The organism is Sphingobacterium nematocida (genome assembly GCF_900168125.1).
Taxonomy (GTDB): domain Bacteria; phylum Bacteroidota; class Bacteroidia; order Sphingobacteriales; family Sphingobacteriaceae; genus Sphingobacterium; species Sphingobacterium nematocida.
Window position 1 is genome coordinate 139,903 of the sequence record NZ_FUZF01000011.1, and the last position, 20,082, is coordinate 159,984.

Genomic DNA, 20,082 nt, shown 5'->3' on the forward strand with positions numbered 1-20,082 from the left:
TACGTTTATAAACGTTTAATTACTTTCATATTTTTTTGTTACTTCCGTGAAAATGTTGCGTTTATATATAAATAGAATTATGTTAGTAATTGAAACACCAAGCTATGGAACGTTATTGCCTACATTGTAACACGGTATTACATGGCCGAGCCGACAAGAAATTCTGTGATGATTCCTGCCGTAGTACCTATTATTTTGAAAGTGGACGAACTGAAAAGGATATCGTACGCACGACCAATGCCGTTCTAAAAAAGAACCGACAGATTCTAAAAGACTTAACCCCCAACGGCAAAGTTAAGGTAGCTATGCATAAACTAACGGAACAGGGTTTTAACTTTGATTTTTTCACCGGCATTTACGAAACGAACAAGGGTGATCGTTATTACTATTGCTATGATATGGGATATCTTATTCTTAGTGAAAAGCTTATACTTTTGGTAACCAAAGATGGGTACAACAACTAAACATCCCCCCTACCCGCGTAGAAGAATTCGGCATGTAAAATATTGGAATTGAACAGGTATTGCATAATATACATGATTAATTTCTACTGCTAAATTCAGCAATATTGTGTTCAAAAGCATTCCCTTATACGTTTATAAACGTTTATTTACGCATATTAAAGAACTGTTATTCTGTTAATTGCATATTCTTGAAACGTAAACATTTCTAAATCGAATTATTAGGAACGATATTACCGCAGATGAAAAGCAACAGGCTTTACGTATTTCAAGAGCTTTACAAGTATTCTTTAATGAAAACCCAGGCTCCCCCACGTTATGATCTACTGATGACTATGATATACTCGTTAAAACGGGGCTTGTAAAAAAAAACCGACATCAAGGTGTCAAATTCAAACTAATAACCAACACAGGGGAAGCCGACAACCTGAAACCCAGAGTAGGCAAAAAACTAAATTTTAGCTTTTTAATCTATAAAAGCACCAAACATCATGAAATCACGTAGAATTACTCTAGTAGTTGCAGCAATTGCACTAGGTACGTTTAAACCTTTCTCTTTTGCTCCGGCGAATACCGAAGCAAAGTTTACCTTACAAGATTTTTATGTAAATACAGACGGATCAATTGGTGCTCCGTAGATCTGAGCATATACATCAGATGCTCCATAATAACCATTGAATACTGGTTATATAGATTCGTAAAAGCCTTATCGTCAACGTCACGAAGTTTTAATAGCAACTCGCTCGGGTATTTTAGAGCCGGTAATCAAAATAATCTATTTTTAATGGTTCGTGTACAAAACAATCATTTCTTTATCAGCGACGGTACCATTCCCATTATTTACAAGGGAAGTACTAATAATTGGATCGCTAGTAAGTATATGGAGGAAAAGGTCTATTTCTCGTTATTACAACCAATAGAAAATAATAAGTTTTTATTTCGAAGCCAACGTGCTGCGAACGGTGAAAATGTATTAGGGAAATTGAATATTAAAGACAGTACAACCTTTGAACTGTATGAGGATGCATTACAAAAACAGATCGACGGTGTGTTTGACACCGACGGACAACTAGTTACCGACTCTAAAACCAACCAAGGGGTTTATACCTATTACTATCGCAACCAGTATATGGTTTATCAAGCACAAAACAACAACTTTTCAACGGGAAAAACAATAGATACCACTACCCTTGCGAAGATTGAGATAACCACTTTAGCAAATGGTGAAAAAAAGATGGGCGCACCACCGCATAAAGTCAATTCGAAAACACACGCATACGATGGTCTGCTTTATATAAAATCGGAACTTATGGGTAAAAACGAACCACAAAGCATGTGGAAACAAGCAAGCATCATTGACGTGTATGGATATAACAAAAACGAGTATAAATACAGTTTTTACGCGTACGACCATAAAAAAGACAAAATCAAAGAGTTCGCAATAAATAATAACTATTTCTTTGGGCTTATCGGTAATTCCCTAGCAAGATATGTAATAAACAAATGAAAATTTATAGTTGATTGAGGCAGCAGATAAACGCCGGACTCATGCAGGGGCAAATTGTTTCCGGTTCTGCTTCCTTTTCTAAAATAATCATAACAATAAAAATCTATTGGCCGATAGCAGGGTAACGGTTGAAAACCTGTACAAAAGAGTAGACCACCAACTTAATTAATAATTAATATTATGAAAACAAATTTCAAAAAAGCCATCATGCCACTTGCAGTAGTGGTGTTGGGCGCAGCAGCAGCATTTGCAACAAATGCAGCAAAACAGAGTAACAAAGCAGGTGCTACCATGTGGGGCTTTCATTATGACAATACGAAACCAGTAGGACAAAGATGTGTGTCTTTAGAGGTTGACTGTAATCCTTTTGAAGGTGAAATATGTACTATAGCCGGTAAAACTTATTATCAATCACCTATCGAGGTCGGAGGACTGCAATGTTCTTTTGAACTACGTAAGAACTAGTAAAAAAGGGGCTGCTTATTGCAGCCCTTATTTTATCCAATCAGGTAATTTTTCATTTTTTAGGTGATAATCGAAATAAGACCTGATTTTTCTACTAACATCCAGTCTGTTATGAGTCTTCAAAATTTCATGTTTTTCTCCAGAATAAAAAATCAGATTTACATCTTTTCCCAAACGTTTCAGTGCATTGAACATATACATGCTTTGTTCCCAATTTACGGTATAGTCTTCCTTGCCACTGATGAGCAGTAATGGTGTTACTATACTCTTTGCATGATAGATCGGTGAATTAGCAATATAGTTTTCTGGTATTTCAAAGAAACTCTTTGCCATTCTGATCTGCTGCGATTCCGCCCGCCATATTTCAGGTCTTTGTGCTTCTTTACTATAAACAAAATACCTATTAACCAAATCAGAAACCCCAGCACTTGAAACAGCAGCCTTAAAACGATCGGTCTGAGTAATGATAAAGTTTGTCTGATAACCTCCAAAAGAATGTCCTATTATTCCTATGTGTTTCTGATCAATTGGAAACCTTGTAGCAAGTTCTTCCAATACATCATTTACAGATTTTAAAGCTGATTTACCGGGATTACCTACTTCATAAAATATATCGGGTTCTATCACGAAGTAACCCGCATCTGTATATTCCCTAAAGTTAATGGTGGTAGAATTTATTACAAAAGGTGATATATATCTATGCTGAGCAGGATATTTTTTTTCATAGATATTTACTATAGCAGGATATTTCTGCTTCGCAGAATAATTCTTAGGAAACCTTAAAATAGCACCACGAAGCTCCCCCTGCGTATTCTTCCAGCTGAAATACTCAGACATTACGTGTGATACATCCTCATCCCAACTGTTACTCTGATAGATTTTTTTTTCCTGCCTTTTCACCAGATCAAAGATGTATAGTGCCGGAGGTTGTGAAGCTTTTTGTTTAATGTACGTAATAAAATTTCCGTTCCTTAAGATATTGCTGTATTCGGCTTTATCTTCTAAAAGTGTTTCAGTTCCTTTTCCGGGCTTCCATAATGAAATTCCCTGTGTGGTATACATATCTGAAGTCCATTTCAACACCAGCCCATCCTTATTCTTAATTTCATTTACAGGGTACCAAGACCATTGCTTGGTAACAGATGTATAGTTAGATTTATCTATTCTATAACGTCGTTCCTCTTCCAGACCGTTAGTATCCCTATGTAATTTACCGGTTACAGTATTAAAGATCCATAAATCATGGGTATCGCTAAACAAAAGCTCGTTTTTACTATAAACTATGGGAACTCCGCTTAAAGCATCAGAAGTAAATTTGTAGAACTCGCTCTGATCATCATAAAATCTACCGCTTGATCCCAAATTTATATGCTGTCTGGTTTGGTCTTTATCATTGAAGTAATACCAGTTATTATTATAAAAATATACCAGAAAAGAAAATCCTTTAAAACTAAATACCGACCGGTTGTTTCCATTAAATCTACCTACAAAAGTACCGGGTTTATCTGCATAATCATATTTATAAACGCTGATATCCGGAAACAGCTTTGTCTGGTCATTGTTTCCAAATACTTCGTAACCGTAAACCTGATCATGCTCGTCAATCTTGAATTCCATCCAACTATTTTTACGATAGTAAGAAATCCACAAATTGTTTTTCAGGTCAGCTATGGCAAGTTGTGCAGGAGCCTGTTTTTTGTATTGTAACAACGGTACTTGTTCTTTAAGCGAGCCATACCAGATCTCTGCATCTGAAGTAGCAGTGGAATCTGTCTCAATAATTGGTTTTACACTTAAAGCGATGCGATCATTTCCTACCAATCGTGCTCTATAGAACAGCGTATCTAAAACAGTATTATCTGAACTATCATAGAGATCACGATTAAATACCTCTGATACACCTTCAATATCAACCTTGAATACCTTCAACTTTTTTTTATGAGTTGCCAGCAGGTACCAATTCAAATCTTTTTCCGGAAGCAAGATCTTTTTAAAATGTAATCCTGTACTATCTAGTGCAGCAACTGTGTTAAGTCTGCCTGTTTTTATGCTGAACACACCAAACTGTCCTTGATTGTTCAAAAAAAACAGTGTATTGTCTGATTGCCTGTAGTCATATAGTTCAACATCTTGAATAATTCGCTCCTTGCCGGACTTCAATTTTTTAACAACTACTACTTTTCGTTCTAAATCATCAAAAACCAATTCGTCTGTTTCAGAAATATAACCAATTAGCCGAGTATTGTGGAGTGTATCAACGCTTTTAAGGGTAAAGTTTACAATGTAACACTTTTTCCGCGGTCTACTCTCCAATATTGCAAACCTACTATTAAGAATCGTTTCATGTGCAATTTCACTAAAACTGTAGGTCTGTCGGTTACGGAGATCTTGAACAATAAACGTATCCCGTCCTTCAACAAACGACGAGAATCCTACTACAGATCCCGAAGCATCCAACTTCTTGTTACCAAGCTCTTCAAAGCTACCGGTTGTCTGCACCTGCCCCCATACGGGGCAGGACGCAAAAACCAACAAACTAACAATATATGAGAAAAGTATTTTCATGGAAATATAATTAGTAACCCGCATTCTGAGGCAATAGATTCGGATTAAGGGTTATTTCATTTTCAGGTAGCGGGTACATAATAAAATGCTGCTGCCAGCGAGGTTTTACTACCATAAGGTCTGAGAGCCTGTTTAGACGCTTCAAGTCATAAAAGCGATGACCAAATTCACAAAAAAACTCCATCCTTCTTTCCTTTAATATAGCATCTACTCCTTGTTGTACATTACCAAAATCCAGATCATCTAGCCCTGCCCTGCTTCGAATCACATTAAGCATTTCGCTTCCGTTCTGTAAATCTCCCTGCATCACAGCTGCTTCGGCAGCGATGAGATACATTTCCTCTAAGCGCAGTATCACTGAATACTCTTCAGAGGTTGCTGATGATCCCCGTACCTGATATTTGAATGCATGTGCATAACCTTCCGTTTCACCTACGTCTTGTACCCACTTTTGCCTGCGTTTGTCAGCAGGTTCAAAAGCATCAAGCAGTGATGGGTGTAACCTAAAAAACGGTGCTGGTACAGCTGTGAATATATGGTAAAAAGCTTCAAAGGTATTGAACCCGGGCATTGTAGGTTTAAGCTGCCATATAGCGCTTCTGCTTTCCTTTTTAAATACAACTTCCAATGGTTCAACCTTATAGTTCCCGTTAGCTATTACTAATTGTGCATAGGTACGAGCTTTTTCCCAGTTACCAGTATACAGGTGCATGCGTGCTAAAAGAGCATGAACCGTGCTTTGATTAATCCTGATCCTTTCAGGTCCCGGATACAGCATTATTAACAGCTTTTCTGCTTCTTCCAGATCAAGAACAGAGAGGTTCATAACTTCTGCTACTGACTGTTTACCAATTTTCGCATTTACCTTATAATTGGTAGACGATACAAAAGGCACATTACCAAAAGTCTGTGTCAGGTAAAAATGCATCAGTCCCCGTATGGCAAGTGCTTCACCTCTGAGCTGACTTCGGAGGTTTTCGGAAATTCCCGTAGAATTTTCCAGCGATTCCAGTATATTGTTAACTATGTAAATCTGTTTATATGTTTTATTCCATAACTGTCTTACCGCATTACTGCTGCTGGTTACAGAACCTTCGTAAAAATTCTTAAAATCTGTATTACTCCCAATAGTTGCTTCCAATTCGTCAGTATAGCATCCTGAAAGAATAGGATTTGAAGTTAGCATACTGCCGAAAAAACCATCTTCACCCAGCAGAATATAGGCACTGTTAACGGCTGCCACTGCCGTTTTTTCATCATTAAACGTCTGAACGGCATCCACCTGATCTTTTGGTGTATCTACCTCCAGAAAATCACTGCAGCCTGTAAAAAGTATACATAACGCAGCTATTAAAGTCATATTTTTTTTCATGAGACGCTTTTTAAAAATTAATATTTAATCCAAGTGCTATGGTTCTTAATGCTGGCAGATGCCCTGTTGCGGTTTCTGGATCGCTCCCTGTATAAGAAGTAAAAGTAAGCAGGTTATAAGCCTGCAAATAAGTTGATACCCTTACATTGCTTTTAACCAGTTCGGTAAAGTCATAATTCACTTGGAGTGATTTCAACCTAAGAAAAGATGCATCTGCAATAACCCCATCGCTCATCATAAAATTGTTGAATGCCTGTGTAGCTGCTCCGTTTGATTCAGTGGCAGGCTGCTGATAGAAAGCATCGGGATTTTCAGGAGAGAAATAATTTCCATCAATGCTTCTCTGGTTTATAGCAACACCCATCATCGCATGGCTCTGCTCAGGTGTATATGCTTTTTGTATAACAAATTGCCAAAGCATGTCCAGAGACCATTTATTAAGCCTTATCTGGTTACTGATTCCACCAAAAAGCGTTGGTGCAATATTTACAACTGTAGTACGATCGTTTACATCAATTTTGCCATCATTATTTACATCATCAAATTCATACAGTCCTGTTTCTTTATTCACACCCAGCAGACGGTACACTTTGCGGATACTGGTGGGTTGCCCGACTTCATACCTGTTGGCATAGGTGGATTCTTCCAGATTAGGAAAAGCGATTAGCTTATTTTTAGGAAGGCTCACGTTTACATCCGTTTTCCATGTAAAACCATCTTTTTCGATATTGACCGACCTCATTGTGAATTCCCAACCCCTATTTTCTACAGTGGCAGCAAGATTAGCCTGTAATGTACTGAAACCTGTTGTTCCCGGTAATGGTACACCAACCAGCTGGTTTGAAGATCGGTTACGGTACCATGCCGCTGAAGCTGCGATTCTTCCATTAAACAACTCCAGTTCCATAGCCGCTTCCAGCTTTTTATTGGTTTCCCAGCTGAAGTCAGGATTGTAGAGACGTAACGGATCCAAGGCTATCTGTCCGTCATATTTGTAGTTTGCCAGACCAAGCGTATTCAAGTACTGGTAATCGCCAATCAGATCACTACCCGATGTTCCATAACTTGCGCGCAGTTTTCCGAAACTTAACCAAGAACTGTTTTCAAAGAATTTTTCTCTGCTGAACAGCCATGCACCTCCAGCAGCGGCAAAATTCCCGAAGCGGTTATTTGCCCCGAAACGACTGGAACCATCTCTACGTCCCGTTATATTTACATAATATCTGTCATGCAGATTGTAATTAATCCTACCAAAAACCGCATTATACCTGTAAACAGTTTCTGTATCGTTGGTAATGCTCTGTATAGCTGCGCTTTTGATATTCATTATAAAATCGTTAGATATAAAGTTGCTTGCCTGAATTCCGAAATGGGTCTGTTTACGTTCCTCGAAGGTACTTCCTGTCAAAAATTCCCACTTTGAATTTTCAGAATATATAGAGTAATTCGCCGTTGGCTCAATGATCCAGTTATTTCGATTAAATTTTGATAACCTAACAGAAGAATTTTCACTTGTCATTCCCAATGCGGGGTTCATAACTGTTGAGGGCAACGTTCTTACTTCATTCACACCTGCATTGGTGATTCCGCCCTGTATACTTAAAATCAATTTACTAAAAGGTTTATACGAAAGTTTAACCAGACTGGTTAATTCGTCTGTATCCGACAAATATTTGGAATTTAGTTTAGCCAGCGGATTTTCAAAGGTGTTGTTTTCCCAATTAAGGTTTCCGTTTTCATCGTAAAGTGCAGGGGCGTTTGGTGCGAGATAGACAGCTGTAGCCAAATCTGATGCCATGAGATTATTTTTCTGCATGTTCTTTTGAATATTTCCCTGAAAATTAAACCTGCTGTCTTTAGACTGGTGGTTCACATTAAGTAAAAAGTTTGTACGCTTGTAGCCAAAGTCACCCGGAAATACCGTCCCGTCCTTTCTGTGCGAACCACTCATAAGGTAGGTGGTCTGCCCAGATCCGCCAGCAATAGAAAACTGCGTGTTTTGCGAGACCGCCTTACCTCCTATAAATTCCTTCTGCCAATCGGTATACCTGTTTGGATCCCATGTACCGTTGACATCGTAAGCATTGGCTGGATAATCTGTAATAGCGTCATTTTTATAAGCGTCACGACGCATCTTTAAATATTCTTCGGTATGCATAAGGTTCATGAATCTTGCAACCGTACTTACCGAGGTTACAGTTTGTACAGAAAACGTTGTTTTATCAGAACTTCCTTTCTTGGTAGTAATCAACACCACCCCGTTGGAACCTCGCGATCCATATATCGCGGTAGCATCTGCATCTTTCAGTACTTCGATACTTTCAATATCGTTTGGATTAATACCGTTCAAGGGACTTACATTACCTGAAGGCAGAATACCTCCCGAAATACTAAAATTTGATACAGATTGTGCTACATATGGTACGCCGTCAACGATATACAGGGGCGCATTTCCCTCGGTACGTAAACTGTTACGCCCCCTGATCTGTATATCGAAGCCGCCGCCGGGGGTACCGCTGCTCTGCGTAATGTTCACCCCTGCCATACGTCCCTGCATTGCGGCCAGCGGGTTGGCAACTGGTTGTTGACCAATTTCCTTACTGGTGATCTTTGAAATGCTTCCGGTGCGTTCTTTGTCTTTCACGCTGTAGTAACCGGCGTTCAGCAAGACTTCATCCATCTCAGATGAGCTTAAATTCATCGTTATCGTACCCAGATCACCATTGCCTGCGATTTCTTTGCTACTATAGCCTATATAACTAATCAGTAATTTAACTGGTCCACCTTGATGTTTTATTTCAAACTCACCAGCTTCATTGGTCATGACAATTATTTCTGACCCATGCACTCTGACGGTCGCCCCAACGAGTCTCTCTCCTTTTTCATTGACGACTTTTCCTCGAATAGGCTGCTGCTGCTCTTCTAAAGTCCTAGTTTCATTGTTTACCTGAATTTTTGAAGTTTTTGATTTCATGCGTATCACAATGGATTTGTCTTCTATCTCGAAGTCCAGCCCCTGTGGACCCAGTAGCCTATGTAAGGCTTCGTCTAGAGATGCATTTTTAATATTTACCGTCATGGGTTTCGTCTTTTGTAGCAGGTCGGTCTCATAGAGCACGATATGTCCGGTCTGCTTACGGATTTCGGTAAATGCCTTTTTAAGACTCAAACTTTGATGTTGCAGCGTGATGCGTTGCGCATAACTGGAGGCACTAACCTGTGCCAAAAACACCGTAAGAAGTAGCGTGGTTAACTTCATCATGAGGCAGATTTTTTTAATGCAATAGCTGTAGCTGCTATTGCTAAATAGATCAATAATTTTCATAAATTTGATTTGTTTTGATTTTTGCAATAGCTGCCTCTCTTCGAAAATTGTCAGCCCTTGCAAATGCGTTAAGTTTCTTTAGGAACTTGTGTCAAGACTTTAAAACCATTCCGGCATTTGTCGGGATGGTTATTATTACTTAGCTTCAGGTCACTTCATGACGGTGATCTTCCTCCCTTCGATTTTGAAATGTACACTGCCTGTGAGCTTTAGCTTATCCAACACCTTGCTGATCGCATCGTAACGGGATACGCCTCCCCCATAGCGCTTGGTCTGGTCAACACCTGGGGCATAGACCACCTCCACGTCATACCAGCGCTCAATCTTCTGCATAATGCTGTACAGCGGCTCGTCGTCAAACATCAGGTATCCATTCTTCCAAGCGATTGCCTGCTCGACGTCTACTTCGCGAATACGGATTTGTCCTTCTTTTAATACAGATTGTTGGTTGGGCTTCAGGATGCTATTATTGACCCGTACGGATCCCTCGACCAAGGTGGTAAGGGTGGTCTCCTCATTGTGATAACTACTGACATTGAAATGTGTACCCAAGACCTCGATCTTTTGCTGTGCACTCAGTACAATAAAGGGATGCTGCTTATCCTTAGCTACCTCGAAATACGCCTCACCCGACAGGCTGACCTCTCTATTTTTGAGGTTCACAAAACTGTTGGGATAGCGCAAGGTGGATTCGGCATTGAGTATGACTTTGCTACCATCTGGTAAAGTCAACCGATACTGTCCTCCTCGCGGTGTTTGCAGCGTAGCGTATTGTATATCCTTAGTTGCATCCAATATTTTTCTACCATCGGAATAACTCAACTCTGATCCGCTGGCAATGACACCATCCTGATCTGCCGAAAGCTCAATGAGGGTTCCATTGGATAACGTGATAGTCGCCCGATTGCCACCCGGAGCTACATCATCGCCATATATGCTAGTAAGCTTGGGTACTTGTGCTACCTGACTGGTGTTATACAGATATATCCCAGTAATTGAAAAGAAAAAGAGAACAGCCGCAGCTGCATACCACCATTTGAAAGGTTTAGCTTTCTGTGAGGGATTGATCTTCTGTTCCAGCTCCTTGCCTATCCGTGCCACACTATTGCGGACTTCTTCCTGATCTACGACATCGAGTATCGGTTTCTCAAACTGCTGCTCGATTAATTCGCGCAACTGCTCAGAGTCTTCATCGAGCTTGAAGTACGCTAATAGCGTATCCAAGTCCTCTTCGGAATACCTTCCTTCCAGATACCGCTGGAATAAATGGTTTATATAGGGGTTATGCGCTTCCAAAATCATCGGTTTTTTGTAGCTAATATCCATAAGCGGAGAAAAGTAGTGAGCCAAAATGTGAAAAAGTTAAAATTTAAAGAAACAGGCATCTAGCTATTTTATTTATCACCAAAATTCAGGCACTTATCAGGCCAAAACAGGCATCTGTGTAAATCTATTAGGTTTTATGAAAAGCTTTACACATCTTCAAATTTTTAAGCACAATACAGTTACCACCGTATGTTTTCAAAATGTGCTTAAATGAGGGACATCATTCAAACCAATGAAAATAGGCTGATCCACCAATTTGGTGGGGCAGCAAGCTTCCTATATAACGAAATATGATTTATAGAGAATCCAAACTGATCCGAATACGGGATGATTTTCTGCTCATCCTTTATTTTGAAAAAAGAACACAAACGACAAAACCAATTTACAAGGGAAAGGTGGCTTTTGCCTAGCAGTCCGGTACAGGCCGCCTTCTCTATTGTATCTGGAAACAACAACTTTTATTCCTGAACAATCATGGAAACAACACAGAATCAAGCTGCCCGGATTTTGACAAACCATCTGGGCAAATTTGGTACGGTACTACCACTGCACAAAGATTGGATCGAGCAGCATACCACCTATAAACTCTACCCCAAGAACACCTATATACATGAAGAAGGATCAACTGCGGAGCAGGTATTTTACATCTGCTCGGGCATGCTAGCTCGGGTACGGTATGAAGAAGATCCGAAGACCAAAAATCTCAAAAGGCAGATATTCTCCATAGGTCTCCCACAGATGGGGATGCTCTCCACCGAGCACCTGTATACGAAGAGTCCCAATATAGGGCATATCATCACGCTACGTCCCAGCCTAGTCGTCAGCATTCCCTATGCTAAACTGAAGGCGCTAAAGGAGAATGACCAGCTTTTTAATGCGTTGATGGCAGCGCTATCCAACAAAAAGAAACGACAGCTGAGCAAACTGCGCCGCATCGCCATGATCAAAGATCCGGCATCCATCTATATAGAGTTTACAAAGATATTCCCCGACCTGAACCAAATCCTCCTGCAGGAAGAAAAACAGGATCTGTTGCAGATATCGCGCAGTACGATCTGTCGTACCAATCGCTTTATGGTGACAGGCCGCAACCAACGTAAAGATTGTGTCCCCAAGGGACGCAGGCGGGGTAAAAAAAAGCAGCGACCTTTGAAATGAAAACATATAGTACAGGTAACATGAAACACAAACAACAACATCCTATGAAATTTGCGGTATTCCCGGGTAGGGCTATACCCTTCCGATACATCGGAACCGGTAGGCCCCAAAATCCCAGACCATCGTGGTATGCCACGCAACTAACAAAACAATCATCTATTTTAAAACAAATTAGGTATGTCTAAAATTTAGACAACCGCACCAAATAATTACAATATGGAAACTTTAAAAAGTAACTGGTTAGCAACTTCTTTATTATCTATTCTATTTTTAGTACTGGTATTATTTGTAGCGAACGCTACAGAGTCTAAAGAAACACCTAAAAAAGAAAAGGCCTTAACGACGGTAGTATTTCGATACACCCCTCCAGCGACCGATCCATACACGGAGGCAAATGTAAAGAACACGGCAAACTGGACACCGGCGCTATCGGCATGCCCAACTCCAACAGGTACGGAGGATGCTCCTTGTTCAATAGCTGTACCTCTTGCGAATACGGTAGGTGGAAACGGATTACAGATAGACCCTTTAAAAGTCAGCATACAGACGGAAGAAAGTAAAGACGAGGACACACATAGAGTGATGGAAGCTAGTGATGAGGAAGAATATCAAAGTCCAATTAACAAAACGCTCACACCATAAGTAGTAGATCGATTATTAAACAAAGCGGTTCGGATGATGATCCGAACCGCTTTTAGCTACTGTATAAAACTCACCAAATCAGTAGGTATGGGTACCAACGCACGCTTATCATTTGGAAGTAACTGATAGAGCTGTCCGTCTACTTTTCTGGTTACAATAATCTGATATCCCTCCTTATTAAGCCGCTTGATATCCGTAAGCCTTAATCCTCTGAAAAGTAAAGTTTTTCGTCGCTCCAATAATATAATTTGTAGCGCAGCTGCTTTGCTATCTGCCGTAAGCGGTACGAAGACCGAATTACGATTAAACCGGTAACTTAGTAAATGATTGAGCACCTGCATGGCATCAACCACCTTTTCTTCTCTAGCAAGACACTCTGCCTTGATTAAGTAAAGTTCATCAGAAGCTATACCTGAAAAAAAACGACTATTGGAATAACTGCCTTTGAACTGATAATATCCTTGTGTAGCGCGTAAAAAGGCTTGCTTACGAAGATCTGTGTCTTGGTAAGTCAGAACCAAATTGCTATCTACACGCCCTCCCCTGCCACCATTATAGAACGCTGCCTGTGAACTGTTCATATCGGAATGAAAAATAACTTCCCTATTATATCGGTCAAAAGTCTGCGTACGGGTCAAAAAAACGCCATCACTGGTTTTATTATAGTCCATCAAATCAGACTTTAGCTTTAAAGCCTCCGATGCATGATAACCTGCTTTTTCATAAAGACGCATGGATAAATAAGCGCGTGCCAACAATCCATGTACTGCTGCCTGAGACGGTTGTGTAGACACTGCAGCTACAGCGGGTAACAACGGAAGCGCTGCTTCTGCATCAGTAATAACCTTATAATAACCATCTTGGACAGAAGAACGCACACTAGGTGTATTAAAATCTGTATCTTCTTTTAATACAATACCGAGTTCGCTGGAAGCCGTCTCTGCATCATAGGCTGGTGAAAAGGCCCACAGCAGCTGCTGGAAATAATAGGATCTGTAAAACAATGCAGCTCCTTTTACTTTATCATAGGTCTCGCCATTCTCCGAGTTACGACCGATCTTTTGTAAACCTTCTAAACAATAATTAGCATTATAAATGGGCTGATACCCATTGGACCAATCGTTTGGATGGTTGTAAATTAATATATCCCATAGGTAGATACGTCGACCTTTATCGTCTAATGCGGCAAAATTTCCCGGAAGCATAAAGTAATCATCCGACCAATTTTCAACCATGGTAGGTGTTCGTTCTTGATTCATGCGGACAGCATCATTCAACAAAGCCTGCAGATCATCAAGCTGCACCGGCACGGCACGGCTATTGTTGCCCTTGAGGTCGAGGTAGTGTTGGCAGGACGAAAAGGCAACTAACAAGAGAATTGTATAAAATATCTTTTTCATATAGATTAATTATTAAAATGTATCATGCGCTTCTAAGCCAGCGCGGGGCACCAAACTTTTGCTTGATCAAAAGTTTACAAAAATCAAGACTGGGGTACTGTTACGCTAAAAGCAGTTTAAAGTCCGGAATGTATTTGAGCCGTTGCGCTCTGCTTCACTTCTTAAATCCATTCTTATCGGACTTCTTCTGCTTTCTTGACGCGACAGAACCCAAGGTCATATCTCCTTTATCAAAATCATATTAAAACTGTGCATTGATTCCAATGGTATACGTTTGTGATGGACGTGTGCTATACGGATAATCGGGATCGAGTTCATGTTTATTCGCTCGCCAAATGATACCGAGATCGGAGGCATTCAGAAACACACGGGTGGATTTGGGCATATATTTCGACTTGCTTTTAAACTGGTAGGACAGGTTGACAAATTGCAAACGTATATGGTCTCCCTTCTCAACTAAAACATCGCTCAAAGCATAAAAATTATCGCGGCCGCTCGTGATCGTAGATTCAAATGCCGGTACATCGGTTTTCCACTCATCACCGGGTTGCTGCCAACGCAACGCATAGTCGGCATGTCCGTACCCTCTATTGATGAGTGCTTCATAATGTATAGATTGACGTCTGAAATAATAGCCCGTACGGTACGTAACGTTAAAAGATAACCCGATATTAGCATAGCTAAACTCATTCCGCCAAGCTCCAAAAATAAAAGGTACTGCGGAGCCGATATATCGGGCATTGTTCGGGTCACCGTGCTGACGTACATCTGCCCGAATATCTTGGTACGCTATACTCTTCTCCCCGTTCAGATAGCCCTGCGGATTACCTTTATCATCGAGGCCTGCCCAACGGTAGCCTCCCAAAGCGTAGAGTGGCATACCTTCAATAGGATTAATGGCCGAACCATCTCTCTCGATCAAACGATCTATATCCGAGCGTTGTTGCGTAGATGTAAGCTGATATCGCTTTGTCTTATTGCTGTTATAGTTAAAAATAAAATAACTTCCCCAGTGGAGTCGGCCTCGCAAGGGTATAATATTCAACTGCATATCAATACCTCTACCAGCTAAATCTGCCGTATTCATCATTACTGTGGGGTTTACACCCCATGTGGTATAGTCGAATAATGCAGACCCATAGAGATCGGTCGAAGATTTCCAATAATACTCGACGGTACCGGATACTCGGCTTTGCAGCATCTTAAAATCCAAACCTATATTCAGCTGCCGTACCTGCTCCCATCGTAAAGATGGATTATTGAGCGAACCTACACGCGCTGTGCGCAGTGAGCCTAAAGCAGCCTCACCATTACTATATGCCGCTATAGGAAGCGCCGTACGGCTCAGGTCTACATTGCCGGAATAGCCCAACGTACTGCGCAACTTCAGATGATCTATAAAATCAACCTTGAAAAAGGATTCCTTAGAAAGTTCCCAACCGAGACCTATAGACCAAAGTGGTTTCCACTTGGCATTGGTTGTCAATCCGTAAATATTGGACCCGTCGCGCCTTAAGCTGCCACTCAGTGAATAGCGATCTTTATAACTGTAATAGGCGTTCCCATACAAACTGACAAATCGATTAACGATATCTGCATCGGTCTGTGATCCACCCGGAATAAGCGCTATCCCTGCGGGTTGTAAAGCATAGGCGGTACTATGATTGACCGCAACCCGCGACAAGGGATCGTGATTATATCCATAGATCCACATTTGTTGTGAACCACTCTTTACTTCGCGCACCTCAAAACCCAACATGCTACTAATATGATGCTTACGCCAAGCCTTGTTAAAGTTGGCTTGTGTACGAAACTGTTGTGAACCAAGGGATCGATCCTGAAGAATCAGTCTATCGCCTAGCGGTACAGGGTAACTAAGACTGCCTGTCTGCGGATTGACCTGTGTAAAACGGTTGATAAGATCACGCATCACGAAGCTATTACGATCATGAACTGTCTCAGCATCCAGTCTTTGCTGTTGGTACTGATAGTATGCATTCAGACCAAGTCCCTGAATAGGCCGTGCCTCCAACTGAAAGCTACCGATGAGCTCATGAACACCTTGAGAAAACTGTTGTAGATCGCGTTCGGCAATAGGGTAATACCGCCAGTCCTGCAAACGTCCGCCACCAGCCGTATCGAGGAATATCGAACTAAATCCCGTATAGACTGCAGCAGGAAGTCCTTGCTGGTCGTAAAGCGATATATAAGGAACATTGCTACGGCTACCCACGCGACGCAGCTCATCTACGGTGGGGACCGCCCCATTATTTGCAGATCTGGCATTAACCTGTGCATCTACCGTTGACGACAACCATGGCGTAATCTTCAAGCTGTTGGATAACCTTAAATTAATCCGCTTAGACCTGTTGGAATACGTATCATTATCTTGGTTAAGATTGGCACCCAAATTCCAATGCTGGGTGCCCGACCCACCACGGATACCCAGTGCGTATTGTTGGGTACTACCCCGTTTTAGGAAAGCCTGTTGGTACTGTTTTAAAAAATCACTTTGCTCATATCCCCGAATACGTGATTCGGCCTCGACAGTGCTGAGCATACCTTTTTCTTGTCTATACAATATATCGACAACGGGACTTAATGCCGGATACTCCAGACTCTGAATATCTGCCTTAAATACTCCTCTATCATAAAGTAAACGTTCAACAGCAATATAATCCTTATTGTCCATGGTACGTAATGGCGACAGATCGGGTATTGCTGTAATCATCGTACTAGCTCGTACATCGATCTGCACAGGCTGATTGAACCGACCGCGTTTGCTGGTGATGACGATGACACCATTGCCACCTCGGGCACCATAGATGGAGGTCGCCGAAGCATCCTTAAGGATGGTCACCGACTCGATATCATCGGGATTGATATTGTCGATATCGCCCTCGTAGACAAAATTGTCCAATACGATCAGCGGATCCAGTGGCCCATTTATGGTGCTGTGCCCACGCACCATGATATTGGTCTTGTTCTGTGGGTTGCTATTGTTCTTGCCGACGTTGAAACTCAGTCCATTGGTCACGCCATTAAGGCGTTGCAAGATATTTGTACCGTTCTGCATCTGTAGCATATCCTTGTTGATGACCGTCACGGAGCCATTGACTTCATTAGGTCTGAGACTTTGGTAGCCTGTATGGACCAGCACCTCCTCAATCTGCTGCTCGGCCGATTGGAGGATGATAGGTATAGTGCTTTCGATTTGGCCTACCGCCACGCGCTGTGTGATATAACCTATACGGCTAATGGTCAGGGTATCGGGTAGCGCGACCTGCAAGGTAAAGCGACCGTCCTTGTCTGTAGCAATCTCGTTGCCTGTTTTCAAACTGCGTATCGAAACAGCACGAACGGCACGGTTTTCGACATCCACAACCAGCCCTTTGCTAATGGTGGTCTTCTGCTGTCCTATTCCCAGAATAGGACAGAGCAGAAATAGGTAGATAATAAATAATATTTTGTTCATAATTGGTTTGTTTTTAATGTGCAATCGGTTTCCACTGTGCATAGTCTGGTATGACATCCAGCTTGCCCTCCAATAGTAAGTGGTAGTCTTCCTCTTTGAGCATACCCGCCTGCGAAATCCCGAAGAAACACCCGTCTTTGATCCAGATGGATGGCCCGAGGCTATACTTGCCATTAAAGAACAGGTGCGCCAAGATAGAAGTCGCGGGACCGATAACCTGTGTGCTTACGTATTCCTTTTTGCGTGCTTCGGGCATAGCGCGGTGTGATTCGAAAGACGCATACAGACCGAGTAAAGTAAAATTGCTGTTCTCCTGTTTGGCTAGCGCCTCCCACTTGTTCATCGAGGCAATGCAGGGCGCACACCACTCTGTCCAGAGATCCAGAATAATCCATGGCTTGTCCATACAGCTCCGTAGGGTAATCGTATCACGGGCGTAAGCATCATTGACCACACGCAGCGGCATATCCAATACCGCATCAGGCAGCCTCTCCCCGATCTGTATCTGAGGCAGCATGTCGGGATCTACGTTAAATAGCTCTTGCGGGAATTGGGTATAATCAACCTTAGGATATTTTGCCTGCTCTCGGGCTATAAGATTTGCGGATTGAATAGGCTTGACCGTAACCGAGCGGTATAAACTAAAGTCATATGACCGTTTAAAACCTTGGTCGGCAGTCCCGAATTGAATTCGAGACTGCGCCAAGGCAGAACCAAACAACACACAGAATGTTATTATTAAAGCTGTAGGCAGTAGACTGTAGGCTTTAAGCTTTACACCGCTCGCACCTTTGCCAACGATAAGTTTTTTTATCAAGCATAAGAGAAATCTAGTAACAATACACGTCACCCTGAGCGAAACACAGTGGAGTCGAACGGGTCTAAAGATATGGCTTTTAGATCCCTCCACGTCGGTCGGGATGACGAGATAGTTTACAAACCGAGCTTGCGAGCTCACTGTAGGTAATCTGTCATTTTCTATTGGGCGATTCGAAAGGTCTTTGTCACGGAAACTTGTCCCGATTTTGTATCGGGATAACTTTGTTACTTTGTCACTCTGTCCTTTGGGCAGTCCTCTCCCACCCCTAAAAAATTGTTTCATTTTTTAAGATTTTAAGTAAATTTTAGCAACATGTAAAAGGTTCCAATTGCGCGCTATTGGTTACATCCACAGGTTACTGATAAATAAAAAATTGATTCTTGAAGTCGGAAGGCTCTTCTTTAGGTTTTATACTTGGTTGCTGAGGTTTATAATGGAGCACTTTACCGAGCAGTGCAGACAATCCGCCTACATCTTGCCCCGAGCTACTCAGGTGCAGAGATAATGTTTTTGAGAAGTTCTCGTTTTGCTTTCATTATAGCTTCGTAAGTTTATAATACTTTATTAAGCTTTAGAGGAATATATAATGTAGGCTCCCTCTGTACGCTCGACACCCCCTAGGAGAGGTAGAAGCAAAGCTTCTAAGCATGTGTACAGAGAGAGCCCACATATTGAAATCAAAGATACAATATTGTGGGCATTTTCTCACTGCCGCTTCACATGCTTTAGATTTCCTAGGTCCGTCGAGCAAAGCTTCTTAGTTCAAAAAATGCAAGCTCACTAAATGATGAGCTTAAACAAATATACAAACTATTATTAAATAAGACAAATATGTCCTAATATTTTTCAGATTAATTAAGGAGTTTCGATTAATGGCACAATCACAATATCGAGATCAAGAATACCTAGTAAAATTAGGAAACCATATCAAAGCTATTCGCGAGAAAAAAGGTTTGTCTCAAGAAGATCTTGCTGAGTTATGCGATGTCGATACCAGACAAATAGGTCGTATTGAACGAGCCGAAACCAATTCTACTATTTCAATTCTAAAGAAAATAGCAGACAAACTTAATATCAACATTTCACAACTATTAGATTTTTAAGAGCACTTTCTAATAATACTGTTAATGTGTGCCCTGTTCAATCTAGATTTCTAACGTTTAAGTCTGAAAACAAGAACTCTTATGAACAAAATTGACCTAGATATAGCAAAGATAATTGCCCCCTGCTCGCGCGAGCGTCCTCGCTCCTGTGTTAACTATTAAAAGTGCGTACCTTTGCTAACTAACTAACTAACTAACTAACTAACTAACTAACTAACTAACTAACTAACTAACTAACTAACTAACTAACTAATAGCTTGATATTATGTCCCGTAAATACAGATTCCACCATATCGAAGGCTTGTATTTTTATGAACCCCAGGGGATCTTGTTAAATCTTTTAAAGTGTATACATCCACGTGACTCCGGAAAGAGATTGAAAACTATCCACAGGAGAGCCGTAAGGAATGGCTGCTGTGGATGATGAAGCGGGCCATTAAGGATACGAGCGAGGACGCTCGCA

14 protein-coding genes are annotated in these 20,082 nt (G+C 41.3%); 7 read left to right on the plus strand and 7 right to left on the minus strand.

From position 1 onward, the window contains the following. Positions 1–104 precede the first annotated feature (104 nt). The 4 genes from B5X76_RS13075 to B5X76_RS13085 all read left to right on the plus strand — a co-directional run bounded on the left by B5X76_RS13075 (position 105) and on the right by B5X76_RS13085 (position 2,433). On the plus strand, positions 105–464 hold the full coding sequence (locus B5X76_RS13075; RefSeq protein WP_079643554.1) for a hypothetical protein: 360 nt from the start codon (positions 105–107) through the stop codon (positions 462–464). Positions 465–952: 488 nt separating this feature from the next. Continuing rightward, positions 953–1,099 carry a hypothetical protein gene (locus B5X76_RS22005; RefSeq protein ID WP_176141065.1) on the plus strand — a complete coding sequence of 49 codons (147 nt, stop codon included), beginning with the start codon at positions 953–955 and terminating at the stop codon, positions 1,097–1,099. 146 nt (positions 1,100–1,245) lie between these two features. Then, the gene (locus tag B5X76_RS13080; protein WP_079643555.1) at positions 1,246–1,968 is read left to right on the plus strand and encodes a hypothetical protein; all 723 of its coding nucleotides are present in this window, start codon (positions 1,246–1,248) and stop codon (positions 1,966–1,968) included. A gap of 180 nt (positions 1,969–2,148) precedes the next feature. Further along, positions 2,149–2,433, plus strand: coding sequence for a DUF6520 family protein (locus B5X76_RS13085; protein WP_079643556.1), 285 nt, complete (start codon positions 2,149–2,151; stop codon positions 2,431–2,433). Between the two features lie 27 nt (positions 2,434–2,460). On the opposite strand, the gene B5X76_RS13090 is transcribed toward B5X76_RS13085, so the two are convergent. The 4 genes from B5X76_RS13090 to B5X76_RS13105 all read right to left on the minus strand — a co-directional run bounded on the left by B5X76_RS13090 (position 2,461) and on the right by B5X76_RS13105 (position 11,045). Further along, positions 2,461–4,998 (minus strand): alpha/beta hydrolase family protein, encoded by a 2,538-nt coding sequence (locus B5X76_RS13090; protein ID WP_176141066.1) that lies wholly within the window; start codon positions 4,996–4,998, stop codon positions 2,461–2,463. A gap of 10 nt (positions 4,999–5,008) precedes the next feature. Further along, positions 5,009–6,370, minus strand: a complete 1,362-nt coding sequence (locus B5X76_RS13095) for a RagB/SusD family nutrient uptake outer membrane protein (RefSeq protein ID WP_079643558.1) — start codon at positions 6,368–6,370, stop codon at positions 5,009–5,011. Between the two features lie 10 nt (positions 6,371–6,380). Beyond that, positions 6,381–9,632, minus strand: coding sequence for a SusC/RagA family TonB-linked outer membrane protein (locus B5X76_RS13100; RefSeq protein ID WP_176141067.1), 3,252 nt, complete (start codon positions 9,630–9,632; stop codon positions 6,381–6,383). 213 nt (positions 9,633–9,845) lie between these two features. Next, a complete protein-coding gene (locus tag B5X76_RS13105) occupies positions 9,846–11,045 on the minus strand; it encodes a FecR family protein (protein ID WP_176141068.1) in 1,200 nt (399 codons plus the stop codon). Between the two features lie 450 nt (positions 11,046–11,495). Between B5X76_RS13105 and B5X76_RS13110 the strand changes: the two genes are divergently transcribed. Further along, entirely contained in the window at positions 11,496–12,179 is a 684-nt protein-coding gene (locus B5X76_RS13110) for a Crp/Fnr family transcriptional regulator (RefSeq protein ID WP_079643561.1), read from the plus strand. Positions 12,180–12,395: 216 nt separating this feature from the next. After that, positions 12,396–12,821: a hypothetical protein gene (locus B5X76_RS13115; protein WP_079643562.1), complete on the plus strand. Its 426-nt coding sequence runs from the start codon at positions 12,396–12,398 to the stop codon at positions 12,819–12,821. A 56-nt stretch (positions 12,822–12,877) separates the two neighbouring features. On the opposite strand, the gene B5X76_RS13120 is transcribed toward B5X76_RS13115, so the two are convergent. From B5X76_RS13120 to B5X76_RS22010, 3 genes are all read right to left on the minus strand, one after another. Further along, a complete protein-coding gene (locus B5X76_RS13120) occupies positions 12,878–14,221 on the minus strand; it encodes a RagB/SusD family nutrient uptake outer membrane protein (RefSeq protein WP_079643563.1) in 1,344 nt (447 codons plus the stop codon). A 241-nt stretch (positions 14,222–14,462) separates the two neighbouring features. Then, positions 14,463–17,696 carry a SusC/RagA family TonB-linked outer membrane protein gene (locus tag B5X76_RS13125; RefSeq protein ID WP_176141069.1) on the minus strand — a complete coding sequence of 1,078 codons (3,234 nt, stop codon included), beginning with the start codon at positions 17,694–17,696 and terminating at the stop codon, positions 14,463–14,465. Positions 17,697–17,709: 13 nt separating this feature from the next. Next, positions 17,710–18,798 (minus strand): TlpA family protein disulfide reductase, encoded by a 1,089-nt coding sequence (locus tag B5X76_RS22010; protein WP_176141070.1) that lies wholly within the window; start codon positions 18,796–18,798, stop codon positions 17,710–17,712. 590 nt (positions 18,799–19,388) lie between these two features. Between B5X76_RS22010 and B5X76_RS13130 the strand changes: the two genes are divergently transcribed. After that, on the plus strand, positions 19,389–19,619 hold the full coding sequence (locus B5X76_RS13130; RefSeq protein WP_079643565.1) for a helix-turn-helix domain-containing protein: 231 nt from the start codon (positions 19,389–19,391) through the stop codon (positions 19,617–19,619). The last annotated feature ends 463 nt before the right edge of the window (positions 19,620–20,082 follow it).